Consider the following 17,606-nt stretch of genomic DNA (forward strand, 5'->3'; position numbering starts at 1 on the left):
CCCCGGAGCCCCCCGATGCGTCGATATTTGACCTTGGCCCTGTTTTCACTGCTGGCCTTTCCCGCCGTTGCCGAAGAACCCGTCCAAACCGCGCCGCCAGAACAGGACGGGATGGAGGTGCTGTTCAACGGCGAGAATTTGGACGGCTGGGATGGAGACCCGCGTCTGTGGTCGGTACGCGACGGGGTCATCCACGGCGAAACGACGCCCGATCAAGCCGCCAAAGGCAACACCTTCCTGATCTGGAAGGACCCCGTCGATGATTTCGAACTTCGACTGTCGTTCCGCTGCAACGCCACCAACAACTCCGGAGTTCAATACCGGTCGCAACGTGTCACCGAGGGCAAGCGGGCCACCAACGATTGGGTCTTGCGTGGCTACCAGCACGAGATTCGCAACGAAGAAAACTTTCCGAACGTCCCGTGTTTCATTTACGACGAGAAAGGAACGCGAGGTCGTATCTGCATGGTGGGCGAGAAAGCCGTGTGGACCGAAGACGGTAAGCAGGTGATTGGCGAGCCCTTGATCAATCAAGAAGAGTTCAAGGACTTGATGAAAGTCGACGATTGGAACGACATCGTGATCGTTGCCAAAGGCAACCACATCCGACATTACCTCAACGGCCGACTGGTCTTGGACTTCACCGACAAGCACCCCACCAAGGCGCTGACCGACGGCGTGATCGGCTTGCAATTGCATGCCGGCAAACCGATGTGGACCGAATTCAAGAACATCCGCGTGCGAAGCCTGTAACCGCGAAGCCTGCCGACCTGGCACAACGCCGCGTTTGGGGCGCCGCTTTCGGCGGGCCCGCCGGCGTCCGGTTCACGCAACATTTCAAACCGCCTGGGCGGGTTCCGCGATCGACGGAATCCGCCCACTTCTTTTCCGGGCCGACTCTTCCCGCCCCGCCGCTGACCGGCGCGAACCGCAGGGCTTGGTTTGCAACGATTCTGGTTTGCAAAGATTTCATGAAGCCCAGGTTCACGTTCCGTGCAGATCGCCACGGCCGACGCGTCAGCGACGACGTTTCACCGGGCAACATGAAGCCGAGCCGGGCGCGTTTGCGAAGGAAGCATGAAGACTGAACAGAACACGCTCGTTTGCGATTGCGGATCAGCGAACGGCCGATTGAATGACGCCTGTTGAAGCAATCGAGTCCACGAGGCGAATGCTCAGCAAGACGTTTTCGGTGTCATTCCGAGCGGTCTGTCGAACGAATCCAAATTCACAGACACCACATCTTCGCTGCATCAAGGCTTCGTGACCATTCGATTCAATGCGAGCGTTGCGACGGGTGTCGCCGCGAATGATCGCGGCCTTCCGTCACGCGTGAGCTCCTGAAACGGAGTGGTCTCCGGCGCGGTGCCGGATTCCACCGAAAGAGCATCGGTGCCGACGTGCACCATGTGAATTTTTTGGAGTTGTTGAGGGAGAAGGTGGCCAGCAGGCGCAGGCAAATGAGTTTCGCAACGAGCAAACCATCGCTCGCCGTCGCGAACCCACTGACCACACATCTCGAACGTTTTCCCGATGTCGGCAGGATCGAGTTTTTCCTCCGACTCAATCCCAACAAGGAATTTGAAATGTCGCGTATGCGAAAGTCAGGTTTCACCCTGATTGAACTCCTGGTGGTTATCGCCATCATTTCTCTGCTGGCCGCTTTGGCGTTGCCGGCTCTGACGAAGGCTCGCGAAGCCGCACGACGGACGCAGTGCTCGAGCAACTTGCGTCAGTTCGGCATCGGCATGTACACGCTGGAAGAGCGTGACCCGCTGGGCCGCCTGTGCACCGGAGCGTCCGACTTCGAGCGTGATGGTGACATGGACAGCTACGGTTGGGTCGCCGACCTTGTCAACAGCGGAGCCGCCGTTCCCGGCGACATGCTGTGCCCGAGCAACCCCTCGAAGGCACTCGAGAAGCTGAACGACTTGCTCGGAATCTCGACTTCGGGCAACGCCGCAACGATCGGTCCGTCAGCCGGCAACACGCTGGCTCGGATGCGTGAAGGCGCGGGTGCCGTCCTGATCGACAGCGCTGGTGCTGCGGGCACGTTCCCCTGGACCAACAACCAGAGCAACGTCGTTTACAACACCCGACCGGAATACGTCGGTGCGTTCTACGTCGACCAAGGTTACATGACCAACTACGCAGCCGGATACTTCCTGGTCCGCGTGGCTCCGATCGTCGACTTTGACGCCACCAACGGCAACATCACCTCGTCGGCTGGCGGAAAGTTCAAAGAGCGTCAAGACACGACCGGCCCGCTGCTGGGCTCGCTGGTCGACCGCAGCCGCATCGCATCGAGCAACATCCCGTTGCTCGGCGACGCGGGCCCCGGCGATGTGGACGAAGCCATCCTGGGTGCTGACGTCCCGAACACCAAGGAAGAGCTCCCCCGCGGGATGCTGCTGGCCGAAGCGTTCAACGACGGACCGGCCTACCTGAACACGTCGAACAACCGCTTGGTCCTGTTGGACGCCGGCGTTTCGATGGTTGCCGAAATCAACTGCGAACGCGGCCAACCGTCGACGATCAACTGTGCAGCGCCCGTCGCTTCTTCGGTTCTTGCTGCCGGTGATCCGGGTGGAACGTACCTGCAAGACACCCGTGACTGGTTCGCCATCCACTCCGGCGCCGCCAACATCCTGATGGGTGACGGATCGGTGCAATTGTTCTACGACGAAAACGGCGACGGGTACTTCAACCCCGGCTTCCCGCTTCCGGACAATTTGGCTGACTACTCGGGCGTTGGTTACTCCGACAGCACCGTCGAGATGCAACCGGCTGAAATGTTCAGCGGAATCTTCCTGGACGAATCTTCGTTCAAGGGTCAGTTCGAAGAGAACTGATCACGCGAACGTTGTTTCGACATCGATATCGAGGACCCCTGCGGCTCGTTTGCGGCCGCGGGGGTTTCTCGCGTTGAATTTTGGTCACTTTTTGCCGTCGTCCATTCGTTGATATGAATCCCTTCACAAGGCGTCTCCTGGTTTTCGGTCTTTTCATTCTGGGCTTCGCGTCGATCGCCCTGGCTCTCTCTCAAACGGTCAATTACAAGCCCTGGGGTGTGCCCGACAACCGGCGAGAAGAATACGAACAAAAGGTTGCGGAACTCGACCGCGCGGCCGCCGTGCGGGAGGCGATCGCAGGCCAGCCCAAAGCGATCGCGTCGGTCGCAAACCCCTTTCGTGATTTCGGCTGGGTCGACACCGGACAGACTTACTCCCATGCGTTTGAGATCCGTAACGACGGCGACGCCGAACTGACGCTTCAGCTTGGCGAAACCAGTTGCGAATGCCTGGACGCGGAACTGGAGTCCACGACATTATCGCCCGGTCAAGAAACGCGCTGCCTGGTCCGCTACACGGCGCGGCCGGACGATGCCGAACGCCGTGAAGGCCTGTACGAACCGCAAACCGCGACCGTCACCGTCCTGAGCAACGATCCGCAGCGACCAAGGCTCAACCTGCAAACTCGGGGGCAGCTGACAAGCTCGCTGGTTTTGCCCGACGGGTTTGATTTCGGGAGCACCGACCTGGGCAAGCCGGCGGAAGTTCAGTTCTTGGTTTACAGCCAGCAGTGGGAGAGCTTCGAATTGCTGGACATTCGCAGCGACCAGCTCCGGATCCAATGGTCAGCAGATCCCGTCGACCTGACGCTGGACGAATTGAACGGCAAACAGGCAACATCCGCTCAGCGCGTCACGCTCTCGGCCGAAGCGAAAGACTACGGCGCCTTCACGGGGCAGTTGACGTTCGAAATCGCGGCGAAATCCGCGGGGCAACCACCGGCGCGACACCTGGTCGATTTTTCGGGTCGCGTCCGTCCGCCGGTCGGCTTTTACGGGCCGAACATCGATAGCCGCTATGGTCTGGACATCGGCACGCTGGAGAGTGGAAAGCAACACGACTTCTTCGTCACCGTGCGATCTCGCGCCGATCACCAGCGCAAGCTCGCGGTGCTGGACGTGGAGCCCGGCGTCCTGCAGGCCGCATTGGAGCCGCTGCAGACCGAAGGCGTCTATCGCTTGCGGGTCACCGTTCCGCCCGATTGCCCGGACACCCAATTCAATTTGGATCAGAAGCGAGGCTTCGTGCAGGTCGGCGACCCGGATTTCCCCTCGTACTCCAACTGGCTGCCGCTGTACGGCGTCGTCGCGGGGGCCGCCAAGCAGTCAAACCGGCCACAGTGAATTCACATCGCTGCCGGCCATCCCGAATCTGATTTGCAATTCATTCGACAAGTCTCCATGACCAATCCTTCCCAAGTCGACGCCCTTCCGACTTCTCCATCCGCTGCGGCGATCTCCTGCGGCGCCTGCGGACAATCGAATCCGCCGGCTGGCCAGTTCTGTGCCAAGTGTGGCCACACGCTGTACGAGCCCTGCGGCGGATGCACCAAACCGGTGCTGCTGTCGCAGGCATTCTGCGGCAACTGTGGACGCGACCTCGCCGTAGAATTGAAGAAGACGCGTCAACGTTTCGAAGCCAATCTGGCCGACGCCATTGCCGCGGCGAAGGAGCGAGACTTCGACCGCGCGGAGTCCCTACTGGCCTTGGTCATCGGCCAGAAAGACTATCGATACAGCGACCTGATTTCCAACGCCAAGCTGGCGCGAGAGAAAATCAAATCGATTGCGTCGCAGGAAGTTTCCAATGCCGGCACGACGATCGAGCAAGCCGAACAGGCGCACCGAGAAGGCAACCCCGGCCGCGTCATTGAGTTGTTATCGCCGCTTCCGCGAAAGCTGCTGACCGAGCGGGCGTGCGAGATTCTGGAACAATCGCAAACGTTGGTCGAACAAGTTGTCTCCGGTGAAAAGCAACTGCAATCGGCGATCGAGAAACGCGATTGGGAATCCGCCGGAGGACTACTCGACCACTTGGTGGAATTGCAACCGGACAACGCGACTTACAACCGTTTGGCGGCCAAGGTGGGCCAGAAGCTGCTGAGTAAGACCGCCAAGCTTCGAGACGGCCACCGCTACAGTGCCGCCCGACGAATGCTGGACGCCGTTCCGACGGGGGCTCGCGGAGAAGACTTCGAACAACTTCGCAAAACGGTGGACCGGCTGGCTTGGCTCAGCACCCAGTTCTCCGGGGAGCCGTTTGTCACTCCCACGCTGGGACGAATCGCCAAGAAGTGGTCCGAAGAGGCACCCGCCGACAGCGAAGCCGCGTCGACGATGCAACGCATCGGCAAACTGATCAAGCAACCGCGCGCCTCGACGCGTGACATTTACGTCCCCTGGCAGGCGGCTCGCCGAAGCTGGTTGGGCGGACCGCTGGGCTTCCTCGCGTTTCCGTCCTGCGTGGACCGAAAGGATGATGCGGCGTTTCGATCCGCGCCCGGCCAATTGAACGTTGCGATCGGACTCGCGTTGCAAGGATTGGGTCGGGGTCGCATCGGCGATGACTTCAAACCCAAGAAAGGACTGCTCACCCGTTTGGGACGCAAGAAATCGACCGTCGCCTGGGGTGTCGACATCGGCTCTCAGGGGCTGCGTGCGGTGCGATTGCAGACCGGTGCCGACGGCAAACCCTTCGTGGCGGACTCGCACCTGGAAGTGTTTGAGCGACCGATCACGCGAGTCGTTGATGAAGCGACCGCGGACCAAACGATTCGTTCGGCCGTCGAAGCGTTTTTGGAGGAGAAAGACGTTGAAGACGCCCCCGTGTGGGTCAGCTTTCCGGCACGCGAATTGGTTTCTCGATTTGTGCAGTTGCCGCCGGTCGTCGACAAACAGGCGAAGCTGCTGTTTCAAAAGGAAGTCGAATCCAGAATCCCGCTGCCGCTGGACGAGGTGGCTGACGTGCGGTGGATCGCCGAAATGCCCGATGAAGACACGACCATCCTGGGTCGGCCCGCATTTGTCTCCGCCGCCAAGAAGACCTTCGTCAGTCGGTACTTGGACAATTTGGAACAGGCGGGCCTGAAGGTCGACGGGTTGCAGGCGACTCCCATCGCCTTGCTGAACTTTTCCACGGTCGAATTCGAAGACGAATTTCGGCCCGATGTCGATCAAGAACAGGACCGCGAGGCTCCCAACGAACTTCCCGCCGTTGCCGTCATCGATTGCGGCGCGGAAACGACGACCACTCTGATCGTCTCGGCCGAATCGTGCTGGTTCTGGTCCTTTGAATCCGGCGGCGATGATTTCACGCGTTTGCTCAGTCGCGCAACCAAGAAGACGCATGGCGAAGCGGATCAGTTGAAACGAAATCCGGCGCTGCTGTCCGATCCCGCATCCGACTATGCCCCCGTGGTCAAACGGATGGAGGAACTGCGGGGGCGTTTGAGCAAGATCGTCGCCGATTTCAAACGCGAGAACGACTCATTGAGAATCGATCATACCTGGTGTTGCGGCGGTGGCGCCCGCACGCACGGGTGGATGAAACATGTCATTGCAAATCAATAGCACCATCAAACCAACCACCCTTCGCTTGATGTTCCGTTGTATGAAATCTCTCCGGTATCGCGTCGCACGGCTGGCCGCCTGTTTGTCCTTGTTCGGGTTGCTGTCGCTGGCGACCGGTTGCGGTGAAAGCCGCCAAGACCTGTTCATGAAGCACGCCATGCGTGATCGCGGTGACACGTCCGAACCGGACGAATCCTCCGCCGAAGAACCCGCCGCGGCGGCGCCGGCGGAAACGGCGGCGGCCCCGCCGGAGCAGGTCGCGTCCTCGCAGCAGGTCACCCAAACGGCCGCAAAGTCAACACCGGCCGAAGCGCCCGTGGTCCCGGAACCGGCCGCCCCTGAGGTCGTGGAAGAGATCGGCATCCCCCCGATTGACGAGCGGCAGCCCGAAGAGCCGCTCAGTGATCCGGAACGCCGAAAGCGGTCCTATGACAATCTGTTGAAAATCAACGAGGCGATCCTCACGTACCTGCAGCAAAACGGTCACTACCCGCGTGCCTACCAGACCACCGCCGGCAACGTGCCGACGCTTTCCTGGCGCGTGGAATTGCTTCCCTACCTGGGGTACGAATCGCTGTACAAGCGATTCGACAAAACGCGGGCCTGGAACATGCCGCCCAACAAGGACCTGTTGCAATTCATTCCCGACGAATATGTCTCGCCGGAGCGTTTCGACACCAAGACCAATTACCTGCTCCCGATCGACTCGGCATTCATTTTCGGCGAGAACCGCGCCATTCGACCTTCGATGATCGACGACGGGGCGGCCAACACGATCATGCTGGTGGAGGTCAACGATCAGTTCGCGGTCAATTGGACCGAACCGAAAGATTTTGATCCGCAGAACCCGATGCAGATGAGCCCCTACCTGGGCGGGCTCCGTTCGGACGGCACCTTTGCCCTGTGGGCAAGTGGTTTCCCGGTTCTGTTGGAGTCGGGGCTTTCGGACCAGCAGTTGTTCCGGGCGATGAGTTACAACCTCAGTGATGCCATGCAGGCGAGCGACATTCACCGGCCGATCGCGGTCCAAGAAGCGGAAGCTGACCCGGTCATCCAAGCTTCGCTGCCGGATCAATTGGGCGACGAGCAAGATCCCGAATCGGCGCTGTTGGCCGGCGTGGAGGTGCCACCTGGCATCGAAGAGCAACAAATTGAACGCGAGCCGATGCCGTCACCGATCGCCTTGACCGCGGCCCAAGACAAACTGCGCGGCATCTTCTTGCAGGACCTGCAGGATGCCGACAGCGAGGAAGACAAAGCGAAACTGGCGGCCGAGTTTCTGAAAAAGTCCGCCGACATGGATTCCGACCCGGCCGGTGCCTTCGCCCTGCAGCGTGCCGCGCTGCGGTTGGCCGTGGACGCCGGTGATGCCCGCGTGCTGATCCAGGCGATCGATCAACGTGTCGCCCGCTTCGAAGTCAACTCGTTTCGCGAAAACCTGAAATGGATCCAGGAATACGGTGAAGCCACCGCCAGTCGGGACAGCACGTCGGTCAAAGCCGACAAACTGTTGCAGCGGTCGATTCCCGTGATCTACGCCGGGATCCGCGAAAATGAATTCATGCGGGCCAGTGCCATCGCCAGGATTGCCCACCGCTACACCGGAATGTCCCGCGACGAAAAGGTTCCCCGGTTGCTGCTGCGGCTGCGCAGCCAACTCGGCGCCGCCAACCGTGAGTACGAACAATCCGTGGATGATTTGGAGGCTTACCGGGTCAACCCGGACAACGTCGCCGCCGGTGCGGCATTCGGCCGCTTCTTGTGTTTCATCAAGGGCGACTGGCAAACCGGGCTGCCGCTGATCGCGGCAGCCGATGGAGGCGACCTCGCGGAAGTGGCCCGCATGGACCTGCGTGGTGCCCGCCGTGCTTCGGATCAGGTTGCCATCGGAGATGCCTGGTGGGAACTCAGTGAACGTGCCGCGGGAGCCTACGGTCAGGGTGCTCAGGACCGGGCCGTCCTGTGGTACGAAAAGGCACTCGAAGTGCTGCCGGAATCACTGGACAAGATCCATGTCCGCAACCGACTGCAGGAGGCCGATGACACGGACGGACGCAGCCCCGTCGCGCTGTGCGTCCAACTGGCCGACGAGTTGGGAATCGATCTCAGCCAAAGCCTGACGTCCATCGCGGCCGACGGTGACCGCCGAATGGGCAATCGCGACGACGATGACGATTGAATCTGAATCAACGACATGGCTTTCGGGGGTGCAGAACTACATCAGTGCCCAAGGGATGATCACCATGGCGGTGGCAAACACGATCAACGAGAGCGGCAACCCGAACCGCAGGTAATCCCCGACGCGATACCCACCGACCGTGTAGACCATCAAGTTGGTCTGGTATCCGAACGGCGTGAGAAAACTGGCGGACGCTGCCACCATCACCGCAATCACGAATGACTTTTCGTCGATGCCCAACTTGCCTGCCGCTTCCATCGCAACGGTCAGCATCAGCAGCGCGGCGGCGTTGTTGGTGATCAGTTCGGTGCACAACATGGTTGCCAGAAAGATCAGGGCCAGCGTGACAATCGGATCATTGTTGGCCAGACCGACCAAGGCGCTCGCCAGAGCCGCCGCGGCACCGCTTTTCTCCATCGCGTTCCCAATGCCGATCGCCGCACCGATCACGATCAAGACCCGCCAATCCACCGCCCGGCGGGCTTCATTGGTCGTGCAGCAGCGAAACAAAATCATCGCCATGGCCGCCGCCATCGAAGCCGACAGGATCGACATCACTCCCGCCGCCGCGACCACCACCATCCACAACATCACGGCGATGGCTACCCAGGCGCGATCGTGACGCCGCACCGAATCCGTTCCCACCCGGCTGACCAGGTAAAAGTCCCGTAGCTCGCGGGCGCGGTGCAGAAACGACGGAGACGCCTCCAACAGCAGGACGTCGCCCGATTCCAGTTCGACATCGCCGATCTTGCCCTCCAGCCGGCGGTCCCCCCGCGCCACCGCGACCACCGCCGCGTTGTAATTGCTTCGAAAGCGTCCCTCGCGAATGGTCTTACCCAACAGCGAACATCGTGGACTGACCACGGCCTCAACCAGCGTCCTCCGCCAGGCCGGTATCTCCAGCTTGCGCCCCTGATCGTCTGGCGTCAGCAAGCCGCGGATCTTTCGCAGGTCGACGACCGTGTCCAGCGCACCGACCAGGATCAGCGCGTCATCCCCCCGCAAACGTTCGGCGGGCTTGGCGGCAATCACCTGCTGGCCTCGCTGAATCTCCGCGATGTACAAACCGGGCAACGCCCGCAGCCCCGCATCCTCAATCGACTTTCCCACCAACGGACCGGCCGGATCGACCTGCATTTCCACGGTGTACTTTTTCGGATCGTCACTGGCGCTGACCGCGGGCCGCCGGGCCGGAATCAGCTTTGACGAAAACAACACCATGTACGCCACACCCAACACCGTCGCCGGAACGCCCACGATCGCGGGTGCGAAAAAGCCCAATGTTCCGTCGTGCTTGGCAAGGTACTCGTCGCGAACGATCAGGTTGGTGCTGGTCCCCATCACCGTGCACATTCCGCCCAGAATCGCGGCGTAGGAAAGCGGCAACAGCAGCCGACTGGCGCTGGCTCCAATGCGTTTGCAAACGTCGTCGACGATCGGAATCAGGGCAACCACGACGGGCGTGTTGTTTAAAAAGCCGCTGATCATCGCCACGGGAAGCAGGATCCGCACCTGAGCGTCGCGAAACGAACGCGCGCGGTCCAAAAACCAACCGGTCGCCAGTCGGGTCCCTCCCGTCATTTCCAAACCGGCGACCACGGCGAACAGAAACCCGATCGTCAACAGCCCCGTGTTCCCAAAACCCGAAACCGCTTCGGCGGGCGTGGGCAGCAGCGCGTGACTGGTCAAATCACCGACAACCACCAGCATCGCCAGAAAGGCGACCGCAAGCAGATCCGTCGCCGCAACGCGGAACGCCAGACTGACCAGCAATCCGACCGCGGCGGCAAGCGTTAACCAGGCTTCCCAGGGCATCAACGGCATGGGTGACGAAGACTTTCCAAAACGAGAATCACGGGGAATGAACAACCCACACGGTGACCCGGTGAGTCCTTCCCGCCACCGAATCCAACTTTTCTTTCATCGGCATCATGCCCCTTTCCGTCGCACTTTTTAGGAATTCGCGACCGGTCCGCCGATGTGTCGGATAAGCCTACGCCAAGGCTGGACCGATGACAGCCGGGACGGGCCAAACGCCCGCAATCGGCCCCCGAATCACGCTCACCGGATCATCCGATCTGGTCAGCAGTGCCAACGAACGGCGGCATCGTGTTGCTCAAACGGATCGTATCGGTTCTGACGGGTGTCACGAGACAACGAGTCGGTCAGCGGTTCGCCGAACGTTGGGGGTACCAGCGACGCAGCAATCTCGTGCCTTTCCAGCGAGATGCAAAGCCGTGCGTCGCTGAGCCGCTAAACGCTTTTCGCGATTCGGCTCCGCACCCTGCCCAGGAACGATCGCATCCAGAGCGGCGTCGCGACCAGGCCGAAAAGGGCGGGGACCAATCCGAACATCGCGCCGGTGATGCTGAACGCCCCCATCGCGAACGCGGACACCCATCCTGTCACCAGGCCGGAACAGACGCCCAACCACCTCACCGACTCGGGCGTCCACCCGTAACCTTGGGCTCGGTAGCGAAAAACGGCAATCAACAATCCGACGACGAACAGGGCGAACAGCCCGGCCCAGATGAAACCGATCACCGGGCCCAAAACCAGAAACAGCATCGTCATTCCAACGGGTCCCGAACCGCCTCGCGAGGACGCCAAGCTGACCAATGACACTCCCACCATCAGGCCCACCAAAACCAGACCGAATGTTCCGCCGGCGAGCGCCACGGCGCGGACCGTCGCCCAGTAGACCTCCGTGACGGACACGACGGATCGTCCCGCACGTTCAAAATCGACAGCCTCCTCGGACAACTCCGTCGGCGCGTAGGGATTCAGTGGAAGGGGATTTTCATTGCTGTCGGCCATGGGGCTGATTGTAGCCCTTTTCTGCCCCCGAATCGCTTGTCCCTGCGAAACCCGCACCCGGCCGGCTACAATCGGTCAAACCCGTCGCTTCCTTTCGATCCGCATCTCGATTGCCGTGCCAAAGCACGAATCCGACGTCCGCTTCGCCCATGACCGCCCACGACGACGCCACCCAGCTGGACACCTTGCGTGAACGCTACGAAGAACTGGCCGAATTGGCCGGCTCCCTCGCACACGAGATCAAAAACCCGTTGTCGGTGATTCACATGAACATCGACCTGCTGAGCGAGGATCTGTCGGAGATGGACTCCGAAGAAAGCCGGCGTTCACTCGACCGGGTCGACATCGTTCGCCAACAATGTGAACGGATGCAAGGTCTGTTGCGCGACTTCCTGCGGTACGCCAGGTTGCGCGACATCGACCTCGTCTCCGGGTCGCTGAACGACCAGATCGATACGGTGCTGCGCGCCTACACCGCCGAAGCCAACAAGCGCAACATCGAAATCAAACGCTATCTGGACAACAACCTGCCGTCGATCGCGCTGCACAGTGACTCTTTGCAGGCGGCCTTGATGAATCTGGTCAAGAACGCACTCGAAGCGACCGAACCGGGTGGCCAGATCCTGGCGCGGACCTACACCACCCAGACCAGCGTGGCACTCGATTTGATCGACACCGGCCGCGGTGTGGACAACAACACCATCCTGCACATGTTTGAACCCTTCTACACCACCAAGGATGGCGGCAGCGGGTTGGGTCTGCCCACCGCCCGCAAAATCATCGAAGCCCACGGAGGTCGGATCAGTGTCCAGAGTGAGGTCGGCCGAGGCACAAAGTTCACGCTGGAATTCCCCATCCTGAAGCGGCTCGCCTGACCCGACGTCGCGATCTTCCCTGCCGCGACGTTCAGCGTTGGGCAAACACCGACAATCACGCCGGCAACGTGAACGGTTCCGGTTGAAACGGACCTGCGCATCACTCCGGTCGTGGCGGCGGTGCGACGGGTCGATGCCAGCGCGCTTGCCACGGGACCGGTTTCGGTCGACCGATCCTGACCGCCGACCGATGACAGAGAAGTGGCGGTGGGTTCCCGTGATGCGCTACCCATCACCGTTCTCGCAACGATGTCCGCCCCGCTCGTCGCCGGGAAACGTCAGCACACTTCTCCAACGAGACGATGGACGAACCTGGACGCTCTCGCCCGCTGTTCACCTTGCTCACCGTGGTCATCCTGATCGGCGGTGGAATCTACTTCGCCAGCCATTATCAGGTTGACGGCTTGGATCAACTGGTGATTCAACGCCGAGCGCCGGCCCCCGGCGATCCGCCGAGCGGCGAGAGCGTGGCGGAGGACCGGCTGTTTGCCGACCGAGGCTCGGACTTCGGAACGGGATTCCATCAGAGCCCGTTCTCAGGGACCGGTTTTTCGTCAACCGAAGCCGGCAGCCGACCCGCAGTCTTTCGCACCGCCGGCCAAAGCGACCCGGACGACACCTCGACATCCACCGTCGCTGCCGGCCGCGGTCGCGCGGGGAATCTCCGCGTGGCGTCCTGGGCGCTCAGCGGATTCGGTCCCAGCAAACTGGCAAACGATGCCTGCCGCAGCAACCTGGTGAGGTTGATCCGACAGTTCGATTTGATCTCGCTGCAACAGATCACGGCCGCCGAACGAGACCTCATTCCGCGTTTGGTCGATGCGGTCAACGAAGGAGGACGCAGTTACGATTTCGTGATGGGTGCTCCGACCGGTCCCGAAGCCCAAACCGAACAGTTGGCGATCCTGTTCGATGTTCAACGTTTGCACGTGGATCGCTCGCAGACCTACACCATCGCGGATCCCCATCAAAAGATGACGTTCGATCCGATGGTCGCCTGGTTCCGCGTGGCCGGAATCCCCGTCGACAGCGCCTGGACCTTCTCGGTGGTCAACGTCCGAGTCAACCTTGCTCGAGCGGCGGCGGAAGTAGCGCTCCTTCCCGGCATCTTCTCCTCGGTACGGCTGGATGGTCGGGGCGAAGATGACGTGGTGATGACGGGCCTGTTTCAGGCGGACGACTCCTACATGATTCCGCGTATCCTGGGGTCCTCCGTCACGGCGGCGGTTCGCAGCGCTCCGACCGACATTTTCGGCAGGCACCAAACGTGCAACATCCTGGTCGATCGACAGCGGACCTCGGAGTACCTTGGTCGCGGCGGCCCGGTCGACTTTCTTCGGCATTACAACTTGAGCATCGGTCAAGCCGAAACGATCAGCAGCCATCTGCCCGTGTTCGCGGAGTTCACCGCCACCGAAGGCGGGTTCCTGTAAGGCGACCAGCATCTCACCGCCACGACCTGGATGACTCGCTGACAGCGTCACTTTCAGTCAAAACACCGCGATTTGCAGTGTGATGAGCGGCAAGGCGCTAGCCGCCGATTGAGGCGAGAAAACCCGCGGCTAGCGCCGCGCGGCTCACCCAAAGTGGCTCTGGCCAGTTCGTTGCTGGTCACTTGCGGCGACGAAAGGCGTCGAAAGCGTCCCGGTAGGCCGGAGGCGCTTTTCGCCGGTTGCCGGAATCGCGAAGCTCGCGAAGCGAATCGGCCGCGTCCCGCTGGCTGCCCATCGGCGCCTCCTTGGGCTGCAACCCCAAGCTCTGCAACGCTTCGCGCAAGTCGTCATTGGAATCCGCCTCCGCCGGCGCCTGCTCCAACTGGCGAACCCGTTCCCAGCGTTCGCGAAAACGCTGCAGGTCTTGTTCGGTCCAATTCAAATCTTCCAGCAAATCCTGATCGACCTGGTCGCGTGTCTCGTCCAGGTAATCCAAGACCATGTCCGTTGCCTGCTTGGTGTACTCCAAGTCCGGCGGCGGAGGTGGCGGAGCATCGTCGCTGCCGGGCAACGAGTCACCGCTGCCGCTTCCGTCACCGGCAGCCGAAGCGCCGGGAGACCCGTCGGGATTGCTCGACGGATTGCGAGAGCCACCGTCCTGTCCCGTGCTGGCAGGCTGCGACGTTGACGAGGAACCGTCACCGGGCTGCTCGGATCCCTGTTCGGTCCCCGGCTCGGCGGACGACGGATCGCCGGAAGGGCGGTCGCCCGAGGACTGCGAACCCGAGGACTGGGAATCCGAGGGCTGAGAATCGCCTGCCCCGGAGTCAGATTGATCCTCGCCTGCGCCGCTGGGTTGGTTGTCGCTTGCGGATTCCGCGCCGGAAGCGGAACGGTCCGAATCATTTGGCCGCTGGCTACCATCGTTGGAAGGATCCTGGGCGTCGCCGGCGTCCTGACCCTGCGTTGGATCCTGACCTTGCGTTGGATCCTGGCCCGTTCCGGAGTCGTTGGGCGAAGCGGTTTCCGACGCTTGAGGATCCCCGCCCTTGCCCGAATCGGCATCCGCCGACGTGCCGGTCTGCTCCCGATCCGCAGACGATTGCTCGGGGTTTCCCGTCGACTCCGTCCCTTCATCGGTGGCAGAATCGGTGCGGGAAGTTTCGGTCGGCGAACTCCCGGAGTCGGAACGGTCACCGCGTTGACGTTCGGGTCCTTCCTGCCGGCCCGAATCCCCACCGGTTTCCGGTTGCGGGTTGGTCGCACCATCCTCGGATGCATCGGCCGGGTTTCCGGAATCATTGGTCGACCGGTTGCCCCCATCCTGTGGCATCGACGGATCGTTCGAACCGCTTTCTCCGCCGGGCTCACTTTGACGTTGCTTCTCTTCCAAGTATTCCTTGATCCGTTCAAAGGCTTCGCCATCGTGTTTCGGCGACGAACCGTCTTGCTGCCCGCCCTCTTGCTGACCGGTGTTGTTCTGCCCGGTGTTGTTCTGCCCGGTGTTGTTCTGACCGGTGTTGTTCTGACCGGTGCCGTCGCCGCGTGCACCGTCATCGGGTTGACCCGCGGGTCCTCCTTCGGATCGCCCCTGCTGCGTTTCCGTTGCGGCGGAATCGTCCGAGCGGTTCTCCGCCGTCGTCCGGTCGGACATCCGATCACCGGAGGAATTGTCTTGCCCGGCCCCGCCGCCGGATCCGGCACTCTCGCTGGGATCCGTCGCCGAACTCCCCGATTTCTCGCCAGACCCGTCGCTTCCGGAATCGGAACCCTCGGTGGAGCCGGCAGCCGGACTTTCGGAGGGCTCCGACCCGGAGCCTCCACCGGATGAATCTCCCGCGGTCGAACCTTCACCGCCGGATTGCCCTTCGCCTCCAGCCGAGCCCTCGCCGCCCGATTGGCCCTCATCGCCGCCAGCGGAACCTTCGCTGCCAGTTGAACCTTCGCCACCGGACTGGCCTTCACCTTCGGACTGGCCTTCACCTCCGGACTGGCCTTCACCTCCGGACTGGCCTTCACCTCCGGACTGGCCTTCACCTCCCGATTGGCCCTCTCCGCCGGACTGGCCCTCTCCGCCGGACTGGCCCTCTCCGCCGGACTGCTGCGGTTGATCCGACGTCACATCGCTGGCGGGAGAATCGTCGGGGCGCGACAACCCGTCGTTGCCGGCCGGATCCTGCGGCAGGTTGGAATCAGAATCGATGATCCGAATCTCCACCGGATCGGTCTCCGTCACGTTGGGTTCGACGCGGGCGTCGTCGGGAATCGCCCGGTTATCGACCGCGGACGCCGCAACGCGAACGACGTCGCCTGGCCGCAACCCATATTGTTCGGGCCGAAAGCGGTATTCAGAAACCTGGTTGCCTCGGCCGTCTTGTTCTTGATCCCGCGACCAGATGACGGGGGAATCCAGCGTGTCCAGGCCGCGTTCGATCCGCAGAGTAACCCGCTGCAATTCGAAGTCCGCGTCCATGGCGTGAACTTCGATGATCTGCTGCGCGTTGACGGGGACTTCGACCGGCGACTGTTTGGGCACGACGATCGCAATCTCGGGCGGCAGATCGGAAATCACCTTGATGGGATAAACGATGGGATCCGGGTTGGATTGCTGTTTGTCGTTCCAAACACGAACTCGATAGCTTTCCGGCTGTACCGTCGCCGCATTGCCCCGGGCCGAACGCAGGACGACGTCGGCGGTCAATGTCACACCGTCATCGGCGATCTGAAAGGGCGTCTTTCCGCCGGTGGCCCGCACCGACTGGCCCAGCAATTTCGGATTGAACTGCAGCTCGGCACGTTCGACCGGGCGGTTGGTCTTGGCCGTGATCCGGACCTTGGTACCATCGATCGCCGTGATGGCCGGACTGCTGGTGGTTCGTGGATTTTGACCGGTGTAGGCGGGCGGCTCGTATCGCAATTGCTCGATCGCAACCACCGGAACATCCTCGACCGCCAATTCAAATGGCCCGGCAACCGCGTCACCCGCTTCAATCGTGTATCGCACCCTGCCGGACACCGTATGATCAATCGCGATTTCACCTTGAAAGCGGAGCTTTCCGGAGACGGCCGAATCGGCATCCACGGTCAACTCGGTTTCTCGCGCTGCTCCGTCGGCAGCCCAGCGGCACCACACCGCCTCGTCCTCGCGCAAACCGGCGACCGTCGCGGCGATCTCCACGGCGCGACCGGCCAGCGCGTCGGCATTGCCAGGTGACACGTCCCGGATCTCGACGCGTCGCACCGGTTCGATTGACGCCAGCGGGGCCATCAGTCGCCGCGCCGAGGTCCAAGAACTTTTCGGGCTTGCCACCGCATAGGCCGCCAACAACGCCAACACACAAGCGGAAGCGATCCACCACTTGAAGGTCCCGGTCGCTTCTGCGGGTAACGCGTCATGGGTTTTCAGCAACCGGGCGGTGTGAGATCCGATCACGTGCACGATCCTGGCACGCAAGCCGCGCGTGCTGGCGTCACCTTTGAGCGTCACGTAGCTGGTCAGTTGCTCATGAAAATCCGCGTGATCCTGTTCCAACGCCCAAGCGGCGTACTCGCGGGTGACATTCGAGCGAAACACGGGCACCATCTTGGTCACCAAAGCCCACACCAGCCCCGCCGCAAAGGCGGCAAAGCACAACGCGCGCACCGCCGATCCCGGGGAATAGATCCACTGATCGATGACCAACCAGGCCAGCAGGGCCAGCATGCTGGCGATCACGATCTTCAATCCGGTGCGAATCAGCTCGGCCCACCACAGCGCGCGGCGAGCCTCCTCGATCCGCTGCTCAATCAGCTGGTCGGCTGTCGCCGCGGAAGCCGACCGCGTGGGCGGTGCCGAGGGGGCGATCGGTCGGGTGGCGACGGAATTGGACATGGATTCC

Annotated in this window: 10 protein-coding genes; 7 read left to right on the forward strand and 3 right to left on the reverse strand. The window is 61.8% G+C overall.

Annotated elements, in window-relative coordinates; all coding sequences use genetic code 11:
* The first annotated feature begins 15 nt into the window (after nt 1–15).
* The 5 genes from FYK55_RS18970 to FYK55_RS18995 all read left to right on the forward strand — a co-directional run bounded on the left by FYK55_RS18970 (nt 16) and on the right by FYK55_RS18995 (nt 8,600).
* The gene (locus tag FYK55_RS18970; protein ID WP_150078023.1) at nt 16–753 is read left to right on the forward strand and encodes a 3-keto-disaccharide hydrolase; all 738 of its coding nucleotides are present in this window, start codon (nt 16–18) and stop codon (nt 751–753) included.
* A gap of 833 nt (nt 754–1,586) precedes the next feature.
* On the forward strand, nt 1,587–2,852 hold the full coding sequence (locus tag FYK55_RS18975; protein WP_150078024.1) for a DUF1559 family PulG-like putative transporter: 1,266 nt from the start codon (nt 1,587–1,589) through the stop codon (nt 2,850–2,852).
* 113 nt (nt 2,853–2,965) lie between these two features.
* Nucleotides 2,966–4,195, forward strand: a complete 1,230-nt coding sequence (locus tag FYK55_RS18980; RefSeq protein ID WP_150078025.1) for a DUF1573 domain-containing protein — start codon at nt 2,966–2,968, stop codon at nt 4,193–4,195.
* A gap of 57 nt (nt 4,196–4,252) precedes the next feature.
* A complete protein-coding gene (gene pilM / locus FYK55_RS18985; protein WP_150078026.1) occupies nt 4,253–6,421 on the forward strand; it encodes a pilus assembly protein PilM in 2,169 nt (722 codons plus the stop codon).
* Complete coding sequence (locus FYK55_RS18995) at nt 6,402–8,600, forward strand: DUF1559 family PulG-like putative transporter (RefSeq protein WP_161604625.1); 2,199 nt, start codon at nt 6,402–6,404, stop codon at nt 8,598–8,600. Before pilM ends, FYK55_RS18995 begins: the two co-directional genes overlap by 20 nt.
* A 36-nt stretch (nt 8,601–8,636) precedes the next feature.
* Here FYK55_RS18995 and FYK55_RS19000 read toward each other — a convergent pair whose 3' ends face one another.
* Both FYK55_RS19000 and FYK55_RS19005 read right to left on the reverse strand, forming a co-directional pair.
* Nucleotides 8,637–10,418, reverse strand: a complete 1,782-nt coding sequence (locus tag FYK55_RS19000) for an SLC13 family permease (protein WP_150078173.1) — start codon at nt 10,416–10,418, stop codon at nt 8,637–8,639.
* Nucleotides 10,419–10,856: 438 nt separating this feature from the next.
* Nucleotides 10,857–11,420, reverse strand: a complete 564-nt coding sequence (locus FYK55_RS19005; RefSeq protein ID WP_150078028.1) for a hypothetical protein — start codon at nt 11,418–11,420, stop codon at nt 10,857–10,859.
* A 149-nt stretch (nt 11,421–11,569) separates the two neighbouring features.
* Between FYK55_RS19005 and FYK55_RS19010 the strand changes: the two genes are divergently transcribed.
* Entirely contained in the window at nt 11,570–12,295 is a 726-nt protein-coding gene (locus tag FYK55_RS19010; protein WP_150078029.1) for a sensor histidine kinase, read from the forward strand.
* A gap of 302 nt (nt 12,296–12,597) precedes the next feature.
* Nucleotides 12,598–13,728 (forward strand): deoxyribonuclease I, encoded by a 1,131-nt coding sequence (locus tag FYK55_RS19015; protein ID WP_150078030.1) that lies wholly within the window; start codon nt 12,598–12,600, stop codon nt 13,726–13,728.
* A gap of 178 nt (nt 13,729–13,906) precedes the next feature.
* Here FYK55_RS19015 and FYK55_RS19020 read toward each other — a convergent pair whose 3' ends face one another.
* Complete coding sequence (locus FYK55_RS19020; RefSeq protein WP_150078031.1) at nt 13,907–17,599, reverse strand: circumsporozoite protein- membrane associated protein; 3,693 nt, start codon at nt 17,597–17,599, stop codon at nt 13,907–13,909.
* Nucleotides 17,600–17,606 lie beyond the last annotated feature (7 nt).

The organism is Roseiconus nitratireducens (genome assembly GCF_008629675.1).
Classification (GTDB): Bacteria; Planctomycetota; Planctomycetia; order Pirellulales; family Pirellulaceae; genus Stieleria; species Stieleria nitratireducens.

Coding starts and splice junctions, on each gene's coding strand:
- FYK55_RS19000 (WP_150078173.1), bottom strand. CDS start 10,418: ATGCCCTGGGAAGCCTGGTTAACGCTTGCCGCCGCGGTCGGATTGCTG.
- FYK55_RS19010 (WP_150078029.1), top strand. CDS start 11,570: ATGACCGCCCACGACGACGCCACCCAGCTGGACACCTTGCGTGAACGC.
- FYK55_RS18995 (WP_161604625.1), top strand. CDS start 6,402: ATGTCATTGCAAATCAATAGCACCATCAAACCAACCACCCTTCGCTTG.
- FYK55_RS19015 (WP_150078030.1), top strand. CDS start 12,598: ATGGACGAACCTGGACGCTCTCGCCCGCTGTTCACCTTGCTCACCGTG.
- FYK55_RS18980 (WP_150078025.1), top strand. CDS start 2,966: ATGAATCCCTTCACAAGGCGTCTCCTGGTTTTCGGTCTTTTCATTCTG.
- FYK55_RS19005 (WP_150078028.1), bottom strand. CDS start 11,420: ATGGCCGACAGCAATGAAAATCCCCTTCCACTGAATCCCTACGCGCCG.
- FYK55_RS19020 (WP_150078031.1), bottom strand. CDS start 17,599: ATGTCCAATTCCGTCGCCACCCGACCGATCGCCCCCTCGGCACCGCCC.
- FYK55_RS18970 (WP_150078023.1), top strand. CDS start 16: ATGCGTCGATATTTGACCTTGGCCCTGTTTTCACTGCTGGCCTTTCCC.
- pilM (WP_150078026.1), top strand. CDS start 4,253: ATGACCAATCCTTCCCAAGTCGACGCCCTTCCGACTTCTCCATCCGCT.
- FYK55_RS18975 (WP_150078024.1), top strand. CDS start 1,587: ATGTCGCGTATGCGAAAGTCAGGTTTCACCCTGATTGAACTCCTGGTG.